Origin of the sequence: Snodgrassella sp. W8124 (assembly GCF_016100875.1) — a bacterium.
GTDB lineage: Bacteria > Pseudomonadota > Gammaproteobacteria > Burkholderiales > Neisseriaceae > Snodgrassella > Snodgrassella alvi.
In genome coordinates this window covers 79,397-102,905 of the sequence record NZ_JACFRP010000002.1, presented here as the reverse complement: position 1 = coordinate 102,905, position 23,509 = coordinate 79,397, and the positions used below count along the sequence as shown (strand labels likewise).

At 41.4% G+C, this 23,509-nt stretch carries 18 protein-coding genes and 1 other RNA gene; 8 read left to right on the top strand and 11 right to left on the bottom strand.

Annotation, left to right across the window (positions count from 1 at the left end; genetic code table 11):
- Nucleotides 1-163 precede the first annotated feature (163 nt).
- Nucleotides 164-784, top strand: coding sequence for an L-threonylcarbamoyladenylate synthase (locus H3U73_RS08320; RefSeq protein WP_084551647.1), 621 nt, complete (start codon nt 164-166; stop codon nt 782-784).
- Nucleotides 785-849: 65 nt separating this feature from the next.
- Nucleotides 850-1,506 carry a site-2 protease family protein gene (locus H3U73_RS08315; protein WP_084564231.1) on the top strand — a complete coding sequence of 219 codons (657 nt, stop codon included), beginning with the start codon at nt 850-852 and terminating at the stop codon, nt 1,504-1,506.
- 159 nt (nt 1,507-1,665) lie between these two features.
- On the opposite strand, the gene prmC is transcribed toward H3U73_RS08315, so the two are convergent.
- Both prmC and mgtE read right to left on the bottom strand, forming a co-directional pair.
- Complete coding sequence (gene prmC, locus H3U73_RS08310) at nt 1,666-2,478, bottom strand: peptide chain release factor N(5)-glutamine methyltransferase (protein ID WP_370570150.1); 813 nt, start codon at nt 2,476-2,478, stop codon at nt 1,666-1,668.
- A gap of 39 nt (nt 2,479-2,517) precedes the next feature.
- On the bottom strand, nt 2,518-3,951 hold the full coding sequence (gene mgtE / locus H3U73_RS08305) for a magnesium transporter (protein WP_041880017.1): 1,434 nt from the start codon (nt 3,949-3,951) through the stop codon (nt 2,518-2,520).
- A 346-nt stretch (nt 3,952-4,297) separates the two neighbouring features.
- Here mgtE and H3U73_RS08300 point away from each other — a divergent pair, with 346 nt between their 5' ends.
- Nucleotides 4,298-5,191, top strand: coding sequence for a LysR family transcriptional regulator (locus H3U73_RS08300; protein ID WP_037393712.1), 894 nt, complete (start codon nt 4,298-4,300; stop codon nt 5,189-5,191).
- A gap of 35 nt (nt 5,192-5,226) precedes the next feature.
- Here the strand turns inward: H3U73_RS08300 and H3U73_RS08295 are convergent, their stop codons facing one another.
- The 3 genes from H3U73_RS08295 to H3U73_RS08285 form a co-directional block, all read right to left on the bottom strand.
- Nucleotides 5,227-6,216: an aldo/keto reductase gene (locus tag H3U73_RS08295; RefSeq protein ID WP_198190389.1), complete on the bottom strand. Its 990-nt coding sequence runs from the start codon at nt 6,214-6,216 to the stop codon at nt 5,227-5,229.
- A 245-nt stretch (nt 6,217-6,461) separates the two neighbouring features.
- Complete coding sequence (dld, locus tag H3U73_RS08290) at nt 6,462-8,162, bottom strand: D-lactate dehydrogenase (RefSeq protein ID WP_084551651.1); 1,701 nt, start codon at nt 8,160-8,162, stop codon at nt 6,462-6,464.
- Nucleotides 8,163-8,265: 103 nt separating this feature from the next.
- Nucleotides 8,266-10,107, bottom strand: coding sequence for an ABC transporter ATP-binding protein (locus tag H3U73_RS08285; RefSeq protein WP_084554706.1), 1,842 nt, complete (start codon nt 10,105-10,107; stop codon nt 8,266-8,268).
- 143 nt (nt 10,108-10,250) lie between these two features.
- Here H3U73_RS08285 and rnpB point away from each other — a divergent pair.
- An RNA gene (rnpB, locus tag H3U73_RS08280) (RNase P RNA component class A) lies at nt 10,251-10,611 on the top strand.
- Nucleotides 10,612-10,773: 162 nt separating this feature from the next.
- Here the strand turns inward: rnpB and H3U73_RS08275 are convergent.
- Entirely contained in the window at nt 10,774-11,316 is a 543-nt protein-coding gene (locus H3U73_RS08275; RefSeq protein ID WP_084554593.1) for a DUF4865 family protein, read from the bottom strand.
- 110 nt (nt 11,317-11,426) lie between these two features.
- Between H3U73_RS08275 and H3U73_RS08270 the strand changes: the two genes are divergently transcribed.
- The 3 genes from H3U73_RS08270 (at nt 11,427) to H3U73_RS08260 (ending at nt 14,934) form a co-directional block, all read left to right on the top strand.
- Entirely contained in the window at nt 11,427-12,164 is a 738-nt protein-coding gene (locus H3U73_RS08270) for a LysR family transcriptional regulator (RefSeq protein WP_198190388.1), read from the top strand.
- 406 nt (nt 12,165-12,570) lie between these two features.
- Nucleotides 12,571-13,143: a hypothetical protein gene (locus tag H3U73_RS08265; protein WP_198190387.1), complete on the top strand. Its 573-nt coding sequence runs from the start codon at nt 12,571-12,573 to the stop codon at nt 13,141-13,143.
- Between the two features lie 480 nt (nt 13,144-13,623).
- Complete coding sequence (locus tag H3U73_RS08260; protein ID WP_198190386.1) at nt 13,624-14,934, top strand: MFS transporter; 1,311 nt, start codon at nt 13,624-13,626, stop codon at nt 14,932-14,934.
- A gap of 155 nt (nt 14,935-15,089) precedes the next feature.
- On the opposite strand, the gene H3U73_RS08255 is transcribed toward H3U73_RS08260, so the two are convergent.
- From H3U73_RS08255 to H3U73_RS08240, 4 genes are all read right to left on the bottom strand, one after another.
- Nucleotides 15,090-16,232 (bottom strand): acyltransferase, encoded by a 1,143-nt coding sequence (locus tag H3U73_RS08255; RefSeq protein WP_198190385.1) that lies wholly within the window; start codon nt 16,230-16,232, stop codon nt 15,090-15,092.
- 168 nt (nt 16,233-16,400) lie between these two features.
- Nucleotides 16,401-17,528: an acyltransferase gene (locus H3U73_RS08250; RefSeq protein ID WP_198190384.1), complete on the bottom strand. Its 1,128-nt coding sequence runs from the start codon at nt 17,526-17,528 to the stop codon at nt 16,401-16,403.
- A gap of 90 nt (nt 17,529-17,618) precedes the next feature.
- The gene (locus H3U73_RS08245; protein WP_198190383.1) at nt 17,619-19,403 is read right to left on the bottom strand and encodes an assimilatory sulfite reductase (NADPH) flavoprotein subunit; all 1,785 of its coding nucleotides are present in this window, start codon (nt 19,401-19,403) and stop codon (nt 17,619-17,621) included.
- A 192-nt stretch (nt 19,404-19,595) separates the two neighbouring features.
- Nucleotides 19,596-20,573, bottom strand: coding sequence for an L-lactate dehydrogenase (locus H3U73_RS08240; RefSeq protein ID WP_174830760.1), 978 nt, complete (start codon nt 20,571-20,573; stop codon nt 19,596-19,598).
- Nucleotides 20,574-21,255: 682 nt separating this feature from the next.
- Here H3U73_RS08240 and tehB point away from each other — a divergent pair.
- On the top strand, nt 21,256-22,116 hold the full coding sequence (gene tehB / locus H3U73_RS08235) for an SAM-dependent methyltransferase TehB (RefSeq protein ID WP_232336246.1): 861 nt from the start codon (nt 21,256-21,258) through the stop codon (nt 22,114-22,116).
- Nucleotides 22,117-22,348: 232 nt separating this feature from the next.
- Here the strand turns inward: tehB and H3U73_RS08230 are convergent, their stop codons facing one another.
- Nucleotides 22,349-23,011, bottom strand: a complete 663-nt coding sequence (locus H3U73_RS08230; RefSeq protein ID WP_025331751.1) for a S24 family peptidase — start codon at nt 23,009-23,011, stop codon at nt 22,349-22,351.
- Between the last annotated feature and the right edge of the window lie 498 nt (nt 23,012-23,509).

The following is a 23,509-nucleotide window of genomic DNA, read 5'->3' as shown; positions in this document are numbered from 1 at the left end:
AATTTTCTATTTGTGCTGATACCTGTCTGAATATGTGCTGGCTGTTTACTGCCGGTAATACTTCTAAATAAATAGTTAGTCAGACATATTATTCTCTGTTGGTGTGGCGGGCTTATGTTTACAATAACTGGTTAGATTGATAAATACAAAATGAGGAATTTTTATGGCACAGTTTTTTGCTATCCATCCTACTGATCCTCAGGAACGACTGATTAATCAGGCAGCAGATATTGTTCGTGGTGGCGGAGTGATTGTTTATCCGACGGATTCCTGCTATGCACTGGGCTGCCTGCCGGGCAATAAACAGGCAATGGAGCGAATTTTACGTATACGCGGCATTGATCAGAAACATCATCTAACTCTGATGTGTCATGATCTCAGCCAGCTGGGCGTTTATGCGCGTGTAGATAATAGCCAGTTCCGGCTCCTCAAGGCAGCAACACCCGGAAGTTATACATTTATTTTGCAAGCCACCAAAGAAGTACCAGCACGTACTCTTCACCCTAAACGCAAAACCATCGGTTTACGTGTTCCAGACAATCGTATAGCTCTGGCTTTATTGCAGAATCTGAATGAACCCATGCTGTCATGTACACTGATGCTGCCTCATGATGATGAACCGTTAACTGACCCTTATGATATCCGGGATCAGCTCGAACATGAAGTGGATCTGGTGATAGACGGTGGCTGGTGCGGTACTGAGCCTACAACCGTCATTGATATGACCGAGGATATTACGCTGATACGGCAGGGTAAAGGGGATACTGCACTATTTGGTTTGTAAAATTTTCACTGGTATCATAACTGTTTTGATACAGAATTTTCTATTTGTATTTTAAGGATTTTACTTTGCAGAAATTTGATCTGGCTTTCTTACTTCTGGCAATCTTGCCGATTCTACTTGGGATTACCCTCCCGGAAGCAGTTTGTGGTTATGTGGCACGCTTTTGCGGTGACCGTACAGCTGAAACGATGGGTCGGCTGAGTCTGAATCCGGCTAAATACATTGATATTGTCGGAACAATTATTATCCCGCTGGCAACTATGATTCTTTTGTCAGGCTTTCTCATGGTTGGCTGGGCCAAACCAGTACCAATTGACCCGCGAAATTTTAAAAACAGACGTCAGGGAGAGCGTCTGGTAGCCATTGCCAGCCCTCTGGCTAACCTGCTCTTATGTCTGTGCTGGACCATTGTTGTGATTATCAGTCAGTGGGTGCCGGAATATTTTGAGGAACCAATGGCAATGATGGGAATGATGGGTATTTATGTTAATGCTATGTTCTGCTTTTTCAGTCTCCTGCCGATTCCTCCGCAACCGGGTGCACGCTTTGTTGACAGTTTTCTGTCACCAAAAGCTTCGATGGAATACCGTAAACTCGAACCATATGGAACATGGATTATTCTGCTTTTGATTGTAAGTGGCATACTGTCGACTATTTTGTGGCCGTTTACCGATCTTATTGTATCGCTGATGTCATTAATAATTGATATCTTCAGTGATTAATCTCTTCTGAGATCAGATGTAGTTTTCATTATTAGAAAATTCAATTGAAATATTTAATTCGGCAAGAATATTTTTATATTCTTGTCGAATTATACTGATTACATCAATTTAAAATTAATTCTGGTGAATAAATGATTGGCTCATTTATTTACCTGGAAATTATTTTCTCTGTCCCAGTGTTACTCTTTCCAGACCTGCCAGATCAGGCTGTGTGTGAATCTGACTGAAATTATTCTGCGCTAACATTGTGCGGACTGCTTCTCCCTGATCAAAGCCATGTTCCAGTAATAACCAGCCATCAGGACGCAGAAAATGTGCAGCGCCGGTAATAATGGTTTGAAATGCAGTCAGACCGTTGTGATTATCGGTGAGCGCATGCTGCGGTTCAAAGCGCAACCCCCCCCGCTGCAAGTGTTGATCATGTACGGCAATATAAGGAGGATTGGATACAATTACGTCCACACTGTTAACTGCCGGCTGCGGCTGAGCCTGATACCATGAACCTTGTCCGAAAGATACGTCTGCCTGCAGGGCAGCAGCATTGGTACGCGCAACTGCCAGTGCTTCTGCACTGATATCAGCTGCCCATACCTGTGCATCAGGACGTTCACAGGCTACGGTAATCGCAATGGCTCCGCTGCCTGTACCTAAATCCCACACAACTCCGTGCACAGGTAAATGTGCTAAAACCGCTTCTACGAGATGTTCCGTTTCCGGCCGCGGAATCAGTACAGCTTCTGTAACTTGAAAACGCCTGCTGTAAAATTCACGCCATCCGAGCAGATAGGCCAATGGCTCACCAGCCAGCCGCCGTTGTGCCAGTTGATTCAGTCTGGTCTGATCACTGCTGCCGATTAGCTGCTGACCATGGGCGATAATATAGCCATGACTGATATCCAGTACCTGCTGAAGCAGCATTCGTGCTTCCAGTCGCGGCAAACCGCAGTTGTGTAACCAGCTATCAAGAGTGATTGGCGTATCTGTATTCATTATCTATTCTTTAAGACAGGTTTATAACAAAAACAGGGTGGCCAGACCAAGAAAAATAAAAAAGCCGCCGGAATCAGTAACAGCAGTAATCAGCACACTGCTGCCAAGTGCCGGATCACGGCCGGATTTTTGCATAATTACCGGTATTAGTACGCCGACCGTGGCAGCCAGTAACAGATTCAGTGTCATTGCAGCCACCATAACCAGACCAATACCTACACTGTGATACAGGAAATAGGAAACTAGCCCCATCACAGAACCCCAGATAATTCCATTCACAAGAGCAACGCCCTCTTCTTTGCGCAGTAACCGCCATGCCTGACTGTTACTGATTTGTCCGGACGTCATGGCGCGCACAATCATGGTAATGGTCTGATTACCGGAATTACCGCCAATACCGGCCACAATCGGCATCAGTGTTGCCAGCGCAACAATTTTTTCAATTGAGTGTTCAAACATGCCAATTACACGGCTGGCAACAAAAGCCGTACACAAATTGACAGCCAGCCATATCCAGCGGTTTTTTACTGAATCCACTACCGGCGCAAACAGGTCTTCCTCTTCACGTAAACCGGCCATATTCAGCATATCGGTTTCTGATTCTTCACGAATCACATCCACCATTTCATCAACGGTAATACGTCCGATCAGTTTGCGGTTACTGTCTACTACTGGTGCAGTGACCAGATCATAGCGCTCAAATGCCGCTGCTGCTTCTTCAGCATCGTCTTCAGGACGGAAGGTAACCACATCATCGGCCATAACTGTCGAGACCAGTAAATCCGGATCGGCAACCAGCAGACTGCGTATGGGTAAAACGCCTTGCAGAACATCGTAATTATCGACTACAAAGATTTTATCGGTATGGTCGGGCAAACGTTCAAAACGGCGTAAATAACGCAATACCACCTCACAGGTTACATCAGCCCGAATACTTACCAGCTCAAAATCCATCAGTGCGCCAACCTGATTGTCTTCAAATGACATTGCCGCAGTAATTTGTGCCCGCTCTTCTTCATCACGGCTGCTGATGGCTTCATAAACAACTTCTTTGGGCAAATCCGGAGCCAGCTCGGCCAGTTCGTCTGCATCCAGATTATCCACAGCGGCCAGCAGTTCCTGCTGTGCCATGCTTTCAATCAGGGTTTCACGTACTGGATCAGAAACCTCCAGTAATACCTCACCATCTTCAGTAGGTGTAGCCAGCTTCCACACCAGCATACGTTCCTGTAGCGGCAGCGACTCCAGCAGGGTAGCCATATCGGCAGGATGCAGCTCGTGCAGAGCAGCAATCAGTTCAGTCAGTGCCTGTTCCTGCTCCGGTGTTTGCAGGTATGACTGAGTATGCGAATGGATATGCTCGGCAACCGGCAAAAGAATAGCAACCAGCTCACATATGTGATCGGTATCCAGATGCAGGCGTTCCAGTTCGCTGAGATTGCTGTGGCTATCCATTGTATTGTTATCCTGTGTGTTGCATCATCCAAACCGGAATGTTACCGCTGCAATGCCAGCAGTATATCCTGATAAAACAGCATTTTGCCTGTTATGATAAATTAAAGCCTGCTTGAGCAGGCTGTCTTTAATAATATTGTACACGGATTTTACCTGTTCGCGCCTCTCCTTCTTTGCGTTTATCACCACAAACTATATTGCTAAGCTGCATAATCAGTGTATTTCACGGCAAGGTTTATATATTCTCTGTCACAGAATAAGGTTGCTGATAACACCACATTGTTTTAATGTATAAATTACATTACTGCTGCAAATCATGATTAAATTCAGCAGGGGGAATAGCAACATGCTCAGAGAAAATTTCAATGAATTTCAGTATTTACTGACAATAGCCAAAGAGCGAAGTTTTACCAGAGCAGCTCGTAAACTGGGAATGACACAGTCTGCGCTCAGCCACGCGATTAAAGTTCTGGAGCAAAAACTGCAAACACGTTTACTGACCCGGACAACACGCAGTGTGGCGCCTACTGATATAGGTGAACAGATTATTGCTTATCTGGAACCACGATTAAATGAGCTTGAATTTACATTACAGAATCTGGTTGAACAAAATGGTACGGCCAGCGGCAATATTCGGCTGTCTGTTAGTGAACATGCGGCAAATACGGTGCTCTGGCCGAAACTGAAACCATTTCTGAAAGAACATCCGAAAATTAATGTTGAGTTATTTATCGATAACCATTTTGTAGATATCGTGCAAGATGGTTTTGATGCCGGAGTACGCCTTGGAGAGAGCCTCGAACAAGACATGGTAGCCATTAAACTGAGCTCTGAAATACGTCTGGCCGTTGTGGCATCAGCAGATTATTTCAAGACTCACGCTATACCGGCCACTCCATATGATTTACAGCATCATCAGTGTATCAATGTACGCTTACCCAGTGCCAACGCACTTTATCAGTGGGAGTTTGAAAAAGACGGCAAACCACTGCGCATTAAAGTGAACGGACAACTTACTTTCAATCAGTTGCCTGAGCGCATAGACGCCGTGTTATCTGGTTTTGGTATTGGCTACGTGCCCGAGGATATGGTCACAGCACTGGTGGCATCCGGTCAGCTGGTACAAGTACTGAAAGATTGGTGTCCTGCTTTTCCGGGCTATTACCTCTACTATCCCAGCCGCAAACAGCACCCCCGTGCCTTTGCTATGATGATTGATGCTTTACGACTAGTTGAATAAGGGAAACCATATGAGTCTCCCTTATTCTTTCCTGATTAACGCCCTACACGTGCCTGCAGGTCAGCAGGATAACGCTCACCCACAATAGAAACACGCTCCAGAGCCTGATTAATTTCAGCAACATCACTGGCAGTTAGCTGAATGTCGGCCGCAGCCAGATTTTCCTGAAGTCTGTCTGGTCTGGTAGTGCCCGGAATCGGAACAATCCATGGTTTTTGTGCCAGCAGCCATGCCAGCGCAATCTGAGCCGGAGTAACCTGATGAGCCTGAGCCAGTTTATTGATCAGAGTGTTCAGGTTTTCATTTGCTGCCAGTGCTTCAGGAGTAAAGCGCGGTACACGCCGGCGGAAATCATCGGCGGTAAATACAGTAGATGAATTAATGGTACCGGTTAAAAAGCCTTTACCCAGCGGGCTGAACGGTACCAGACCAATTCCCAGCTCCTGCAGCAATGGCAAAATTTCTTTTTCCGGCTCGCGCCACCACATTGAGTATTCACTTTGCAAAGCAGTCAGAGGCTGTACTGCATGAGCCCGGCGAATAGTAGCAGCACCGGCTTCAGACAAACCAAAATATTTTACCTTTCCCTCAGCAATCAAATCTTTAACCGTTCCGGCAACATCTTCAATCGGTACATCAGGGTCGACCCGATGCTGATACAATAAATCAATCACATCTGTTTGCAACCGTCGCAATGAACCTTCGACTGCCTGGCGAATATGCTCCGGACGGCTGTTTAAAATCTGCTGTTTATTATCATCACCAAACGTAAAACCAAACTTAGTGGCAATCACTACCTGTTGCCGGTAAGGTTTCAAAGCCTCACCGACTAATTCTTCGTTCAGATAAGGACCATAGACTTCTGCCGTATCAAAAAAAGTCACACCTTGTGCCACAGCAGAACGAATCAGCTCAATGGCTTTTCCGATTTCTGTTGCCGCACCATATCCGAAACTCAGCCCCATACATCCCAGCCCCAAAGCAGAAACGGCCAGACGGCTACTGCCTAAATAACGTTGTTGCATCGTACTATTCCTTTTGTGATTAATTGCAGAAACAGCATAGTCTTTGCAGGCTACAGGATTAAGAGGTCTGAATTACTAAGGTTAATTAATACTATTCATAAATAATCAACCTGCCTTTTCATCAGTCAAAAAAAGCGCCTGACAAATTAGCAGGCGCTCAGCGGTATATCTCAGACGTAAATACTATCTTTTCCAAATACCTTTATCAGCAATGATTTTCAGAAAATACTGATTTATTTGTCAGCTTAATCAGCCCAGTATTTTTTCTTTGAAGTTTTACCAATACCCGGATTAAAGCTATTGGTAGGATCCAGCTGCCGGTAGAATTGCTTTAAAGCTGGTTTGGCATGATACAAATGACCAACATTGTGCTCAGCCGGATACTGAGCTCCACGCTGATCAAGCAATACCAGCATCTCATCTTCTACTTTGTTGCAATCGGTACCTTTACGGGCAATATAATCCTGATGGAAAACATGACAGAAAAAGTGGCCATAATACATTTTATGGATGAAATGCTGATTAATACTGTCAGGCAGGGTTTCAAACCATTCGCTGTCATTACGCCGTAAAGCCACATCCAGTGCAACAATATTTTCTACCGTATCGCTATGCACATTACGATAGGTAGTCGCTGCGCCGGCTGCGGCAAAACGATGCAGCATTGCCGCTTCGGCCTCTTTTTCATTACAGCGGAAATAACTACCGGTTTTCTGCTGGAAAAAAGTATTCAGAAATTCTTCTGCTTCCTCAATACCGTCATCAGCCATTTTCAGAATCAGATGGTGTTCGTAACGGTCGCGGTAATCACGAATGGACTGAGGTAAATGCTGCGGCAGAAATTTACACATAAATACCGCAAAATGGTCAGAAAAATTCTTCGGAAAAAACGGAATTTTTGCCATGATACGATCAACAAAATTCTTAAAGGCAAACAGACGCGGCATGGCATCCGTACCGAATTTCTGAATGGCAACAAAAGTATCTTTACCATATGCCGCAGCAATATCAAAAGCCTCACGGTGCATGTACTCACCGGAAACCGGCAGATTTTTAAACTTGCTGAGAATATGGCGGCGAATATCATCCAGCTCGTGGGTATCATTACTGCCGATATAGAAAACCGCAGATTTTTTCTCCAGCGGGAAAGTATCCAGACGAACAGCAAAGACCATCAGACGTCCGGCGCTGCCGGAAGCTTCATAATGCCGTGCCGGATCGGCATTAAAACGTGCCGGCGTATCTGCATCTATTTCGCGTACATGGTTGCGGTATTCGTGGTCATGTCCCATACCGGCATCATGTTTGATATCCTGATCGCTGTATTTATGATTTTGCAGATTCTGTAAAATAGTTTCCGGTTCATCGCCCAGTTCGATACCAAGATGATTTACCAGATGCAACTGACCGTTTTCATCCAGTTGAGCAAACACTGCCATCTGAGTATAAGCCGGACCGCGCTGAATCAGCGCACCGCCTGAATTGTTACATACTCCGCCCATCACGGAGGCACCAATACAGGATGAACCGATAACCGAATGCGGACCACGCTGATATTGTTTCAGCTCTTTTTCCAGACGGAACAGTGTGCTCCCGGGCAGACAGACTACCTGTTCGCCATTTTCAATCACCTGAATACCATCCAGCCGGCGTGTGCTGACAATGACAATCGGGCGATCATAATCATTACCATCCGGTGTCGAACCACCTGTCAGACCGGTATTGGCAGACTGAGTGATGACTATCACATCCGCTTCAACACAGGCTTTTAACACCCGCCACTGTTCCACCAGTGTACCCGGTATCACAACAGCCAGCGCATCACCAACTCCGAAACGAATACCCTGACGGTAAGGCAGAGTACGTGCGGGATCAGTCAGAGTATATTCATGCCCGACAATTCCCTGTAATGTGTGAACGAGGTCGGTATGTGTATTAATACCCATACTGCTTCTCCCTTTATTATGTAGTGACTTATTCCTAATTAATACAAACCATTTTAGAACAGTTATATATTAACGGAAAGATTTTTAACATATCTGATGTATATCAGGCTTCAGGCAAAAAACCACCGCTCTGCCGTTGCCACAGCATAGCATAAACACCATTTTTCGCCAGCAGCTCACTGTGTGTGCCCTGCTCAACTATCTGTCCTTTATCCATCACAATCAGTCGATCCATTGCGGCAATCGTAGACAGCCGGTGCGCAATTGCCACAACCGTTTTGCCCTGCATTAACCGGGTAAGATTTTCCTGAATGGCGGCCTCTACTTCTGAATCCAGAGCACTGGTGGCTTCATCCAGCAGCAGAATCGGCGCATCTTTCAGAATTACACGGGCTATGGCAATCCGCTGGCGCTGTCCGCCAGACAGCTTCACACCGCGCTCACCCACATGTGCATCATATCCATGTCTTGCTTTAGAGTCTTCCAGTGACGGAATGAAACCATCCGCTGCTGCCTGCTGTGCTGCCCGTATCATTTCTTCATCAGAGGCATCCGGACGCCCGTAAACTATATTGTCACGTACCGAACGGTGCAGCAGAGAAGTATCCTGTGTCACCAGCCCCAGTGCTGCACGCAGACTGTCCTGCGTTACATCGCGGATATCCTGCCCGTCAATCAGAATACGCCCGCCCTGTACATCATAAAAACGCAGCAGCAGATTGGTCAGTGTAGTTTTACCGGCTCCGCTGCGTCCGACCAGACCCACTTTTTCACCCGCGCGGATATGCAGATTAAAATCGCGCAGCAGCGGTTTATCCTCACTGTAAGAAAAGTTTACATGCTCAAAATCAATCGCACCCTGATTAACTGTTAACGGCAGTGCCTTAGGTTTATCAACAATAGCATGCGGACGAGATAGTATCTTCATACCATCTTCAACCGTACCGATATTTTCAAACAGACGCGCACTTTCCCACATAACCCAGCGTGAAAGACCATTAATCCGTGAGGCCATGGCTGTTGCTGTGGCAATAGCACCGACACCCACCTGCCCCTGCATCCACAGCCAGATACCCAGGCCGGCAGAACCGACTACCAGTAAAGTATTAATCATGGTACTCAGACTATCCAGCAGGGTTGCCAGACGCATCTGCGCATTCACGGTTACCAGAAATTCCTGCATTGATGCTTTGGCATAGGCGGCTTCACGCGCACTGTGTGAAAACAGCTTCACCGTAGCAATATTGGTGTAGGCATCAGTAATACGACCGGTCATCAGACTGCGGGCATCTGCCTGCCTCTGAGCAGTTTTAGACAGCCTTGGAATCAGAAATCTGAGTACCATGACAAACAGCACTATCCACAGAATAAAAGGCAGCAATAACCAGCTGTCCATACCGGCAAGTATTACCCCGCTGGTAACAAAATAAACCAGCACATAAACCAGCATATTGGCCACAGACATTACCGTATCACGTACTGCAAGCGCGGTTTGCATTACCTTGGCAGAAACCCTTCCGGCAAATTCATCCTGATAAAAACCCATACTCTGCCCGAGCATCAGGCGGTGGAAATTCCAGCGCAGGCGCATCGGAAAGGCGCCCTGAAGAGTCTGAAACTGTACGTTGGAAGAAAGAAATGACCAAATAATACTGAATATCAGCACAGCAGCCATCAGCAGCAGCTCATGTCCTTTTTCCGGCCATAACCTGTCTGGTGAATAAGCACCAAGCCAGTCGATTACCGTACCAAGGAAACGAAATACCAGTGCCTCCAGAATACCGGTACCTATTGTCATGACAACCATCAGCAGCAGCCAGAGGCGTGCTCCCTCCAGACAGCTCCAGATAAACGGCAACACACCTTTTTTCGGCGGTTGCGGAAGCGTATCCGGATAAGTATCAATGCGGTTTTCAAACCAGCTGAAAAATCGGTTCAGTAACATATTGCGCGGGCTTTCTGCATAGGTGAGCCATAGCGGCTGTACCAGCAAATACGGCAGCCAGAAAAATAATAAGACAAATCATTATACATAATCTGAAATATAAATCAGCTATCAGTGGTTTGTGTTAGAATCCTGCAGGCACATCAGCATACCAGACAGTCGCTGTGCATAATATACATGCATGGAGGAAAGTCCGGGCTCCACAGAGCAGAATGCCGGCTAACAGCCGGGCGTCGTGAGGCGACGGAAAGTGGAACAGAAAGCATAACCGCCGATGGCTGTGGGAAACCACAGCACAGGTAAGGGTGAAATGGTGCGGTAAGAGCGCACCGTGCCGTTGGTAACAACGTGTAGCAGGCTAAACCCCATTCGGAGCAAGACCAAACAGAATGCACTGACGCTGCTCGCCGAGCATTCGGGTAGGTTGCTAGAGCGGCACAGTAATGTGCCGCCCAGATGAATGACTGTCCGAGACAGAACCCGGCTTATCGGTTGTCTGATGTGCCCCTCAGCATAATGGTTATTCACACAGTTGTAACTGTTTTTCCGGCTCTTTAGCACTCATTGATTATTCAGCATTCCCATGGTACCGGATATCAAAGAAAATCATAAAGTAAAAACAAGTTAGTTATCTATTGATATCATTCATTGAACAATCTGATTAATTTATTTTTGACCATGCCCTGCATCAAGCGAAAGATGGAAAATCTGATACAGATTCTGATTATTTATGGCTGGTTTGTCTTTAAAAAAAGTAAATGCGGCATAACGCCATTTATCTGGATTATAAATAATCACTTTACCAGTTTTATTTTTATACTCAGCACTTTGAAAAGAAAAATCTCTTAACCGTACTTGTTCTGCTATAGAAAAATTTTCTTCTGATACATACCGGCTTTGTGAGAAATCATTTGTCAATTCCACTTCTGCTGTAATACCAATATTGATTTTTTGCCAGCCAAAAGAATTAATAATATTGTCAAAATAGCCTTCGAAAATAAATTTATTCATTCCTTTGGTTTGTTTCCAAAGATAAAGAGGACAATATCCATTGCCTGTGTTGCCACTCTTTTTATCAGAAATTATATAAGCCTTAAATAATAAATCTTCAAAGCCATCTGTTTTAAAACCATTATTTTGAATACGATCTTTGATAATATTCATATCATAATCGGCTGGTAAACTAATTTTATATTGCATAGCCTGCATACTGAATTCTCGCTTTAAACAATGTAATTCAGTTTATAAATTTAATTAAATTTTGAATAATTCTAATCTGCGATTGAGTTATCAGAAAAAATGATAGGCATATACAACATATGGATTTCAAAGGATTATTGATTTTTAAAACAGTTTATGACGTTAAAAGTCTTAATAAAGCAGCAAAAATTTTAGGCTATTCACAGTCTAATCTGACTGCACATCTGAAAAAGATGGAACATGAATTACGGGCAACGCTTTTTATCCGTAGTTTTGATGGAATGAAACCAACAGCACAAGGCCATCAGTTTTATGCTTTTAGCAATTCAACACTGGAAAAATTTGCACAAATAAAATTATCATTTAAATCTGTCAAACCTTTATTATTAATTTCAGAACTTCTGTTTCAGTTTATTGTTATTGAAAAGACTGCATATCAAATAGAATCAACAGATATTGTTATTAAAAAAACCTGTGAAATAGAAAATGAAATTAATCAGCACAGTTATGATAAAATCATTACTTTTAAAAAATTTAAGCATAAAGATTATGATTTAACAGAAACCGGATATTTACCTGTTACCTTTTTAAAAAGTTCCGAAGTTACCACTCATCTGCATTTACCTGTCTTGATTAACAACGATGCAGATTGTCCCTTACGTGCCAAAACTTTAGCAATATATCCGCAGCTGACTAATATTATTACCATTGATTCTCTCAGCCAGCTGTTAAATCTTGTTGAAAAGGGGCAGGCAATAGCACTATTACCCGTATTCTTTGCGCAGGATAAACTTACACCACTTGATACTCTCCATTATCAGATTGACTATTTTTGTTATCAGCATCAATCAGTTTAAAAAAATTTTATATCATATCAAGTTTACTATCACTACTCGGACCATCATTAACCGGTTAAGTCTGTTAATAACCCATCTGCGGTGAACTGAATATATCTGTATGGATTTTTACTGCTACAGCCTGCATGTCAGCACATCTGAATAGTGCCTTACCGATATAGTTACCACTAAATAAGCGCAGAAATTATCTAAACAGGCACAGAGTTATGATCTGATATTTATTCCGGCCGGATTGATAATATCACTAGTCAAAATCCTTAAATTTTGATTTAAATCATTCTATTTTTCATTGAAACAACATAATATCTATAAAATAAAACAGATATTTACATTCTTATATTCTCCAGTAACGCCTAATGCCGGATAACTATTGAATTCTTACTTTTTTAAACCCAGAGATAGCCAAATGCAAAAAATATTTATAGCCATTATTTTTGTTGTCTGTCAGTTAATCTCTTACTCAGCATTAGCTCTAACTGTGTCCTCCCCACCCATCTATCAAGTTAAAGCATCTGATTTTATAGAAAAATTCAATACCTTAAATAAACAATATCGATATAATCTGAAACCTATTAAAAAAAGCGAGGAGTCTCTATCTGAATATGACCTTGCACCTCATATCAACCTCACAATGCATAGAAACAGCTGGGATGAGTTGATAACACAACTTAAACTTAACTGTGACCAATCCTCGAATAATAAATCAGCCGATATGAATAAATGTCAGCAATCTATTCAGCTTATTAGTGAAGCATTTGATGCTGATTTTGAGCTTAGTGACTTCGAGCGTAATAAAGTATGTGAATCCAAACATAAAACCTCATGGCCAGCTGGATCCAGTGGCATGGTAAAATTATGTTCATATGAGTTCAATAATGTTCGTTATACACAGGAGCATGATCTGGACGACCAATCTTTACGCTTTATCATTTCTCCGTTTCTTGAAAATATACCATCGAAGTATTTGAGAATGAAATAACTTAAATATGAATAGCCAGAATGATTAAGACCGGATAACCGGTCTTTTAGGATTGATGCTAGTTACTATCACGTTTAATAATTAATCCCAAAGGGAATCATGGGATAAACAATACCAGATGGGGCAGATTGAATATTCTCAATCCTAAGCCTGATATATAAATAGATTTAAAATATACAGACAGTTTTATACCTGCAATTTGTACTGCTAATTGTGTTTAATCTCTTTATTTGAATAAAATTTATTCAGATGAAGTGAAAATTTTGGTTGTTTCTTTTACATCACCAGAGAAAATTTTATGCCGGATAATCACTACTAAATACTGTTAAATCTCAGGCTGCATCAACTCAGAAGGAGTCTTTTGCATAGCCTGAATAATCAATGTAGATATAATTTAATTATTTGTCCGCTCAGTAACAGACTTTACATTAACAGTAGTTTTATGTCAGGCTTGGCTATTGTTTAATTATCGGTATCAGCATGCACACGCGCCAGTTTTTGTCTTTATATGGTTCTATTTTTTTTCTGTTTTCCGGTTACGGGCTTTTTCTGAATTCTGCCGGGGTAAAGCTGACCCAAATGGGAGTCAGCAATATTACCATCGGTGTGCTGAATGCTGCCTTTTTTATTGGTGGTACGATTTCTGCTATTGTTTCTCACCGGATTATTTCACGCGTAGGACATATCCGCAGCTTCAGCGTATTTGGTGCATTGTTTGCTATTGCCGCTCTCGCCCATCTGATGGTAGAACAGTTGTGGATGTGGGGGATTTTGCGTGCAGTACTGGGTTTTTGTCACTACAGCTTATTAATGGTAGTAGAAAGCTGGTTTACAGCACGCAGCGTTCCTCAGAACCGCGCCAAGATTCTGGCTCTGTACGAAGTAGTATATTACATGTCGTCAGCAACCAGCGTTCTGCTGCTAAGTCTGAATATGACCAGTAATAACATTTTTACACTAGCTGCTATTCTGGTGATTGCCGCCACGTTACCGGTAGGGCTGACCCGTATGCAGCAACCGGAAATTCCTAAACGTGAACGTATCAGCCTGCCGCACGTCTTTTCCATTGTACCACTGGCATGGATTGCCTGTTTTATGGCAGGGATTTTTATTAATGGCTTTTTCACCATGGGCTCGGTATTTATACTGAAACTGGGCTACAGTCTGCCTGAAGTATCTCTGTTTCTGGGTTCTGCAATGATTGGAGGGTTTACCATCCAATTATTTATTGCCTGGCTGTCAAATAAATTCGGGCGCCCGCGTACTATTTTCGGCTGTGCCTGTGTAGCTGCGGTAGCAGCAATCAGTGGCATGCTGTTGTTAGTGGGGTTGCCGGGTAATATCTGGACTCAGTGCGTGATTGCACTGGCTATCGGTTGTAGCGGCTTTCCGATGTATGCACTGGGGCTGGCACGCGCCAATGATGTTTTACCTGCCAATATGAATACAGTGGAAGTAAATCGCTGTCTGCTGTTTGTTTATGGTTTGGGCTCACTGGTGGCACCACTGATTCTGGGTTCAGTTATGCAGCTGTTCAATCATTTCGGCTTCTATAGTGTATATGCGATTATCGCAACCATTCTGGCAGTATATGCGTATATGCAGCCGGCTGTCCCTGTTTCAGAACGCAGTGTTTATGTGCCGGTATCCGGCAATGTTGGTCCGATGACCGCCGAGCTTGACCCGCGCAACAATGATGCTACTGACAAACCGTATGATGCCCAAAGTGCAGAACAGCATATTCATGAAACTTTGCAGAATACTGATACGCAGGATCAGCCGGATAAATAACTATTTGCAAAGCAAGCAATATATCGCATAAACCATACTGCCCGGATCACTGAATTGTTCCGGGCAGAAATTATTGTTGTATTTAAATCCTGAATTATCTGTATCTGAAAGTGATACAACCAGTTGTCGCACCCTAGAAAAATTTGTTTGAACGTTTATTCTTTCAGCCACGAAAATTTACGCCGGCCTAAAGCAATAAATGGTTTTTCAATATACTGAAATGTCAGGGTACAGATAGTCAGTAAAATCAACAATACTGCTGTAGAGACTAATGTGTATTGTGTGCGATTCAAAACAAGATTTTGTACGGCAATATATTTATTCATGCCATACCAGGCTAAACCATGAAGTAGATAAATACTATAGCTGGCATCTCCCAGACGTACGAATCCTCTCAGTTTTAATAAGCCAAAAAGATCACCACCCATAGTGATGAAGATAAATAACAAAGCCATTACCGGCAAATAAACAATATTGTAAATTCTATCTGCAACTGCAAGCATAAATACGACTGTTAATATTATTCCAATATCACAAATGTATTTGGGTATTTGAATTTTTTCAGGTAATTTTCTTGCCAAAGCTCCAATAGCAAAATATGCAATATATACTGCATAATTTTGATTATATTGAGAAATAAAATATGTACAGATAACTAATATTGTTAAACTTAATTTTAATAAACCTATTTTATTGCGTAATATACAAATAACGGGTAACGAAAAATAAAATCCCCACTCCCAGAATAATGTCCATGTGACTCCAGCATTGATCAAATTAGAATTTTCCAAACCAAATAAAGGCGGTTTATTACCGGTAATACCTGCATCAAACCAATAATAAAAGGTATTGAACAATTGATCAGTATTAATATTATCTTTCTGGATAAAAAAAGCAAAAATAATGCAGAATATAGATGAAAGATAAAAAACAGGTGCAATGCGAAAAAAACGCTTCTGATAAAACATTATCCATGAAGAAGGCTGTGTACAGGCAAACAGATAACCGGAAATCATAAAAAATATGGCCACCCCAAGACCACCCATATTCATAACAATTGGATAGTTAGGACGATTTATTTCATCTGACCACACCTGTCCATGAAAATAGAAATAACAAAGAAGATAGTGAAATAGTGCGACTATAAATGCCAGAAAGAATCTTAATCCGTCTAAATGCTTTACTCTGTTAACTTGACTGTTCTCATCCATAAAACTAAAAAGTCTTGAACCAAATAATAGTCCTATAAGCAATATCAGCCCAAACATCCATAAAATGAATTTATATTGAATTAGCATTTATAATTCTTCAAATTAAGATTTGTTTTTTAAATATTTTTTATAATAAACCAATTTTAACATATAAAATTTGTTTGAAATTAAACTTTTTATTTCTAATATTCTTTATATATATGAATAATAAATGCTTTTTGACTAAATAAATTCAAAACAAAATACTACTTTATTTTAGGTATACCGCTTTTGCTGACTTAATTGCATAAAGGGTTGCTCAATAAAAAGATAGCTTAATGTACATATCAGCATTAAGGTAATAAATACCACGGTAGCAAGCAAGGTATAGCCTGTTTTCTCCAGATGAATTTCATTTATTTGAATAATTTTATTCATACAGAACCAGCCAATACCATGTAATAAATAAATACTGTAGCTGGCATCACCGAGCCGTATAAAAGCTTTTAGCCGTAACAGCCCGAATATATCTCCACCGAGCGCAATCAGACCAAACAGCATTGCAAACAGTGGTAAAAAATTAATGTCATAGTTACCATTAGTAATACAAAAAATCAGTACCAGTAACAGCACGATACCGATATCACAGAATTTTTTAGATATCTGTACAGTTTCTGACAATATTCTGGCCAGTGCGCCTATGGCAAAACAGGCAATAAAGTAAGCTTTTTGCTGATTAAATGGGGCAATCAGATAAACGGCAATAAATATTACGATTATTGCCAGAGGCAGTAAACCGGTTTTCGGGCGCAGAATACATATCAGTGGCAGGGAAAAATAAAATGCCCATTCCCAGTATAGCGTCCAATATACACCTGCATTAATCAATCGGGCGTCCTGCATACCGAATAATCCTGGTTTAATGCCTGTAATACCGGCATCAAACCAGTAATACAGATTAAGCAGCATATCACGTGTGACCAGTGTATGCCGTTGTAAATACAGTGCAAGTAATATACAGCAGGCAGAAGACAAACAGAATACTGGTGCAATGCGCAGCAGACGCTTCTGATAAAACTGTATCCACGAAACGGGGCCAGAATGCGCAAACAGATAACCTGAAAGCATGAAAAACAAAGTAACAGCAAATGCACCAAGACGCAGATTAAGCAGATTATGGACAAATACGGCCGGTGTCCATGGCTGGCCGTGCAAATAATAATAGCTGTAAACATAATGATGCATGGCTACACTGAAAGCTAATATAAAGCGCAGACCATCCAGTCGCTCTATCCGCCGGCTACCGGGATTATCCATAAATGCAAACAGCCTGGTTCGAAATACTGCCCAGCACAGTATTAATAATCCCAGCATCCAGCCAAACATCTGATATGAAAAAAGCATAAAAATATAAACAATCAGTAGTAAACACAACCTGATATTAATGTTTTTTTACGGTATCTGTGAATCCGGTTTTAAGAATCAGGCCTGCTGTTAGTATATGTCACGCTGATAGCGTTGCTGCTGACGCAGCTCACTCAGATATTCATCAGCATCTTCAGAGCTGAGTTTACCCTGCTCAGTAACAATATCCAGCAGTGCCTGTTCAACGTCACGAGCCATTTTGCCGGCATCGCCGCAAACATAAATATGCGCTCCGCGCTGTAACCATTCCCAGATATCCTGTGCACGCTCCCGCAATTTATGCTGTACATAAACCTTTTCGTTTTCCTGACGGCTCCAGGCAAAATCGTAACGTGTTAGTAAACCGCTTTTGCGGTATTGCAGCCACTCGGCCTGATAAAGAAAATCATCAGTAAATTTCTGATTACCGAAAAACAGCCAGTTTTCACCTGCGTCACCATTGGCATCACGCTGTTGCATGAATGCGCGAAACGGTGCAATACCTGTACCGGCACCAATCATGATAATGGGGGTATTACCATCTTCAGGTAAGCGGAAACGGTGATTTTCTTCAATAAATACGCGTACTGCTTCACCTTCCGGCAAACGTTCACCGAGAAAACCGGACGCACCCCCTGTATATTGCCGTTCACGCTGAATAAAACGCACCACACCCACGGTCAGATGAACTTCCTCGCCAACTTCATCCTGACTTGAAGCAATTGAATACAGGCGCGGTGTAAGCGGACGAAATAAATCATGTAATGCCTGTGCATCAATTATATGCGGATAGGCTGCCAGCACACTAACTGGCGGAGTGGTGGCAATAAACTGTTTCAAGGCTGTACTGTCAGCCACGATTTCATCCAGTTCGGCATTTTGTATCTGCCGGGCATAGTTTTGTACCAGAGCAGGTGTATTCTGAGTAATATCCAGCTCATTCTGTAACGCTTCTCCAATACTTATTTCACGTCCGTCAGCCAGTCGAACCAGTGCATCCCTGTCTACCTGAGTATGCTGCAGAATTTCTTCTACCAGTGTGGCTGCATTCTGATAAAACACGCCCAAAGCATCCCCGGGCTGATAACGGATACCGGAACCGGTTAAATCGATTTCGATGTGTTCGACATCTTTGTTGGCTTCAGGTGTGGTGATCCGCTGGCGCAAACTTAAGGTGGCACTGAATGGTGCTGCTTTGGTAAATACCGCAGTTTGTGCAGCGACTACACTTTGCTGAACCTCATTACTTATGCTTGCGCTATTAGTGTTATTCAGCTCACTGATAAGAGCAATAATTTTATCCTGCCATGCTGCGGCACTACTCTGATAGTCGACATCACAGTCTGTCCGTTCAGCCAGGCGCTGCGCCCCCAGATGAGCCAGTTGATTATCAAAATCCTTAGCACACTGACAAAATTGCGGATAACTGCTGTCTCCCAGTCCCAGTACCGCAAAGTGAAGCTGATTAAGAGCCGGTGCTTTTTTACCAAACAGATATTTATATAGTGGTAAAGCTTCTTCCGGAGGTTCGCCTTCGCCCTGTGTTGAAGTTACCAGCAAAAGAATATCTTCACTGGAGAGCTGCTTGATTTTATAGTCGCCGCTGGCCATTAAAACTGCATTAATACCAGCAGCTTCAAGTTTCAGTTGCAGGCTTTCTGCCACACGACGTGCGTTACCGGTTTGTGAAGCGGATAAAACCAGTACCTTGCGTGCCACAACCGGTTCTGCAACACCGGATACCGGCAACGCTGCCGGAGAAACCGTATTTTGCTGCTGACTGTTTGCCCATGCATAGCCGGACAGCCAGGCAAATTGTGTTGGTGAAAGGCTGGCAAGCGATTGCAGCAATTCAGGGGAAATGGGTATGCTCATGGCTTGTGCTCGATAAAGTTATGATTAATGTAATTTTCAGACTGCAATAGATAGTCAGCCATACTAGCAAGCACAAAGTTTTTTGAGAAAGAAATGACGCTTATTTAGATAGAAGCAGTAAGAATATATAAAAAGGCAACCCTTCGGATTGCCTTGAATCGGATGGTCTGGCTTGCCTCCAGACTGTCCGGATTAGCGGTTAATACCGATTTCCGGAAAAGATTTACGCATTACTTCATCCAGATGGCTGGCTGAAGCACGCATTAAACCTTGCTCTTTTTCATTCAGTGGAATTTCAATTACCTGACGTATGCCGTGCCGGTCTAACACTGCCGGTGTACCAATATACATATCATTAACGCCATACTGACCGTTCAAATAAGCAGAAACAGGTAAAATGGTATTTTCATCATCCAATAATGCGCGGCAGATACGTGCCAGAGCAGCACCGACACCATAGTAAGTAGCACCTTTAAGGCGAATAATATCGTAAGCGGCATTGACCACACGATCAGCAATAATATCCAGATCTGCTTCGGTAAAGCGCGGGTCACCTTTAATCCATTCTTCTATGGTCAGCCCGCCTACACTCAGGTGAGACCAGGCCGGAAACTCGGTGTCTCCGTGTTCACCCAGAATATATCCGCTTACTGTGCGCGGATCGACATTCAGTAAATACCCTACATATTTACACAAACGGGCGGAATCCAAAGATGTACCGGAACCGATTACCCGTTCTGCCGGAAAACCGGAAATTTTCCATGTAGCATAAGTCAGAATGTCAACCGGATTCGAAGCCACCAGAAAGATACCGTTAAAGCCAGACTCTACTATATGAGTGACAATGCTTTTAATGATATGCAGATTACGATTAACCAAATCCAGACGTGATTCACCGGGTTTTTGAGCAGCACCGGCAGTAATGACTACGATATCAGCATCAGCAGCATCACTGTAATCACCGGCATAAATGTTTTTCGGATAAGTAAACAGTAATGCATCAGCAATATCTTTAGCATCACCATGCGCCTTATCCCGGGCAACATCGACGATAACCAGTTCCTGACCGATACCTTGCAGGGTAGCAGCATAGGCAAAAGTGGAACCAACTGCACCGGCGCCGACCAGAACAATTTTCTGGTGATTTTTGGCATTAGTAGGCTGTAACATAAATCAACCTCGTTTCTATGGATAAATACAAAACTATGTGAATTTATGCATAAATTGTAACAGATTACCATATGCCATTTTTTTTATTTATTTATATTCATTATTCATTACAAATTTTGGTATATTAGACCTATAAATATAATTTTATGTATATTTTTTGCCAGTTATATTGATATTTTCGTGAATTTAACATAATTATATTTAATTTTGAATAATATCTTTACGCTGGCAAATTCTATTTTATACCTGACTAAAAACCAAAATATTGATCTTTATTTATAGACTTTATTGATTATTGATATAGTTAGTTATAAAAAGTGGTTTCGAATTACTACTCGTAAGAACTATGTCAAATATTCATTTATTGTATTTATAATCTGCCTTTTTCTCTTAATGTTATCGCCATTCTAAAATAGAATAAATTATGGCCTTGCGAATACCAGGCTAGAGGCATCATAAAATTTTGCATTAAAGGTAAATTGAATAAATATCTATTTTTATGATCAAAGGAAGATTTATTCTTGATATTCGGAATATAAATACGGGTTATTTTAAAGATAAAGATGCTATGTTATCTGTAAGGTAACAATAGCAAATTAAATTAATTTTGAGTCATCTCTTTAACTAATAAAAAAAGCCATATACTATGGTATCAATAAGTTATTTTATTAATAGTGATGTGATGAAAAATTTAATTTGCTATAAAACGTTGCCAGTCTGGAATGCACAAACCTTACCGAAACAGTTTCGTGAACAGCATAATACACAAACAGGTACCTGGGCAAAATTAAATATTATTAAAGGTTATGTGAATTTCGATATATTAACTGAACAGGGAGACATCATTTCTGAGCATGTTTTCAATACTCAGCAGCAACCACCGTTGATTTTACCGCAGCAATGGCACCGGATAGCTCAGATATCGGATGATTTGCAATGCCAGCTGGCTTTTTATTGTCTGCCGGAAGACTACACTCAGAAAAAATATCAAATGACCAGAACGCACTCTGAAGTACTGGCAGTTAGTCAGCTCATTTCAGCAGGGAAAGTTTTGGATTTAGGTTGTGGTTCCGGTCGTAACTCACTCTATTTACAGCAACTGGGTTTTGATGTTGATTCCGTTGATAAATCAGAGGTGAGTATTAATAATTTACAAAGCATTATTGCTAATGAACATTTATCCCATATTAATGCATCTGTTTATGATATAAATCAGGCTGATTTAACAGGTAATTACGATTTAATTATTTCAACAGTGGTAATGATGTTTCTACAGGCAGACAGAATTCCCGATATCATTCGCAATATGCAAATGATAACAAAACCGGGGGGATATAATTTAATTGTCAGTGCAATGTCCACTGACGATTTCCCTTGTACAGTCGGGTTTTCGTTTACTTTTAAAGAGAATGAATTGCGTAATTATTATCAGGACTGGAATATTCTGAAATACAATGAAGATGTTGGTGAACTGCATAAAACCGATAGTGATGGTAATCGAATAAAACTGCGATTTGCCACTTTACTGGCACAAAAAAAGTAATATCTCAGGATGTAGTTTAGTACAATTGAAAACATGCAATGGTTAAATAGAAAATTCAATAATAACTATATTAAGATTAAAAAGCGATAATGCCAGTTTCAGACTAAGTAACACTTATTTGGAAACAGTCAGATCTGCTTCCCTGGAACCAGCAGAGCATTAGTAAACAATTTACTGAATTAAAAGTAAAAGTATCCGGCTTAATTAAAAAATAACATGATAATGACACCAATTACAACTCTACAGCGTAATAAAATATCCGGCCAATGATAATAATGTGATTAGCTGGTATACAGACATCACTATATTCCTTTGTATTAAAGGCATGCAAACGTATTTCTTCGTAGGGCATTGAATATAGTTTCCTGATGCGATACTGGTGATTTTGTTTAATCAGATATAAATTACCATCAATAATATTGGTGCGGTTTAAATCTACTGCAAAAATAGTCCCGTAAGGAATAATAGGTTCCATACTATTATCATTTACCGAAAAGCACACCACCATTTGCGGATTGATTTTTTTACGCTCCAGAAGCTCAGTTCTTAAACTGATTCTTTTACCGTGCTGAATATGCAGTTGTTTTGACTGCACACTGCCGGCCTGTTCTATTGAAGAATAAAATGGAACGAGTGTTTGATCCTGATTTTCTGCAATAATATTTACTTCCGCAGCCAATGTTGTGGTTGTAGCCGGAAAAGGACTACCACGGCCTTCACGTAACCAGGATAAACTGACACCCAGTATATTGGCCAGTATATCCAGATTTTTCGGTTCGTAATGACCATTCTCCCATTTAAATACGGCAGTTTTAGAAACCCCCATTCTATCAGCCACCTGTTGCTGTGACAGAGCCACATGCTTGCGCGCCTGTTTAATCCGATCGCTTAACATCAGTTATCTCCTGACTCAAATACAGAATGATGTTAACGTAAATCGTGTTATGTTTTGTTTATACGAATAATCATTTTTAATATATAAAATATGGAAATTTATCCAAAAAAAGTTAATATTATTTACCCTATATAAATTATCCAATAATATTAATATGATAATTCATCATAAACTTTAATTAATATCATATTACATTAACAATTTGACTTTTTAAACTTTCAGTTTAACGTCATTTTTACATATTTTTTACACAAAAGTTTGATATAAATCTTATTCTGACATTGTATGTTTGCATTCAAAGCATCAGATATTTACCTATTAGATATTAAATATATCTGAATTTTGCCGGATAAATAATTTGAAACGACGAATAAATTTAATAAATATTATCTACAAGTTAATATATGCCAAAACAATACCAGCCTGAGTATCAGGCTGGTACCAGACAGACAGAATATTAATTCTGTCTGCTTATTTTCAATAGATTAACTATTATTG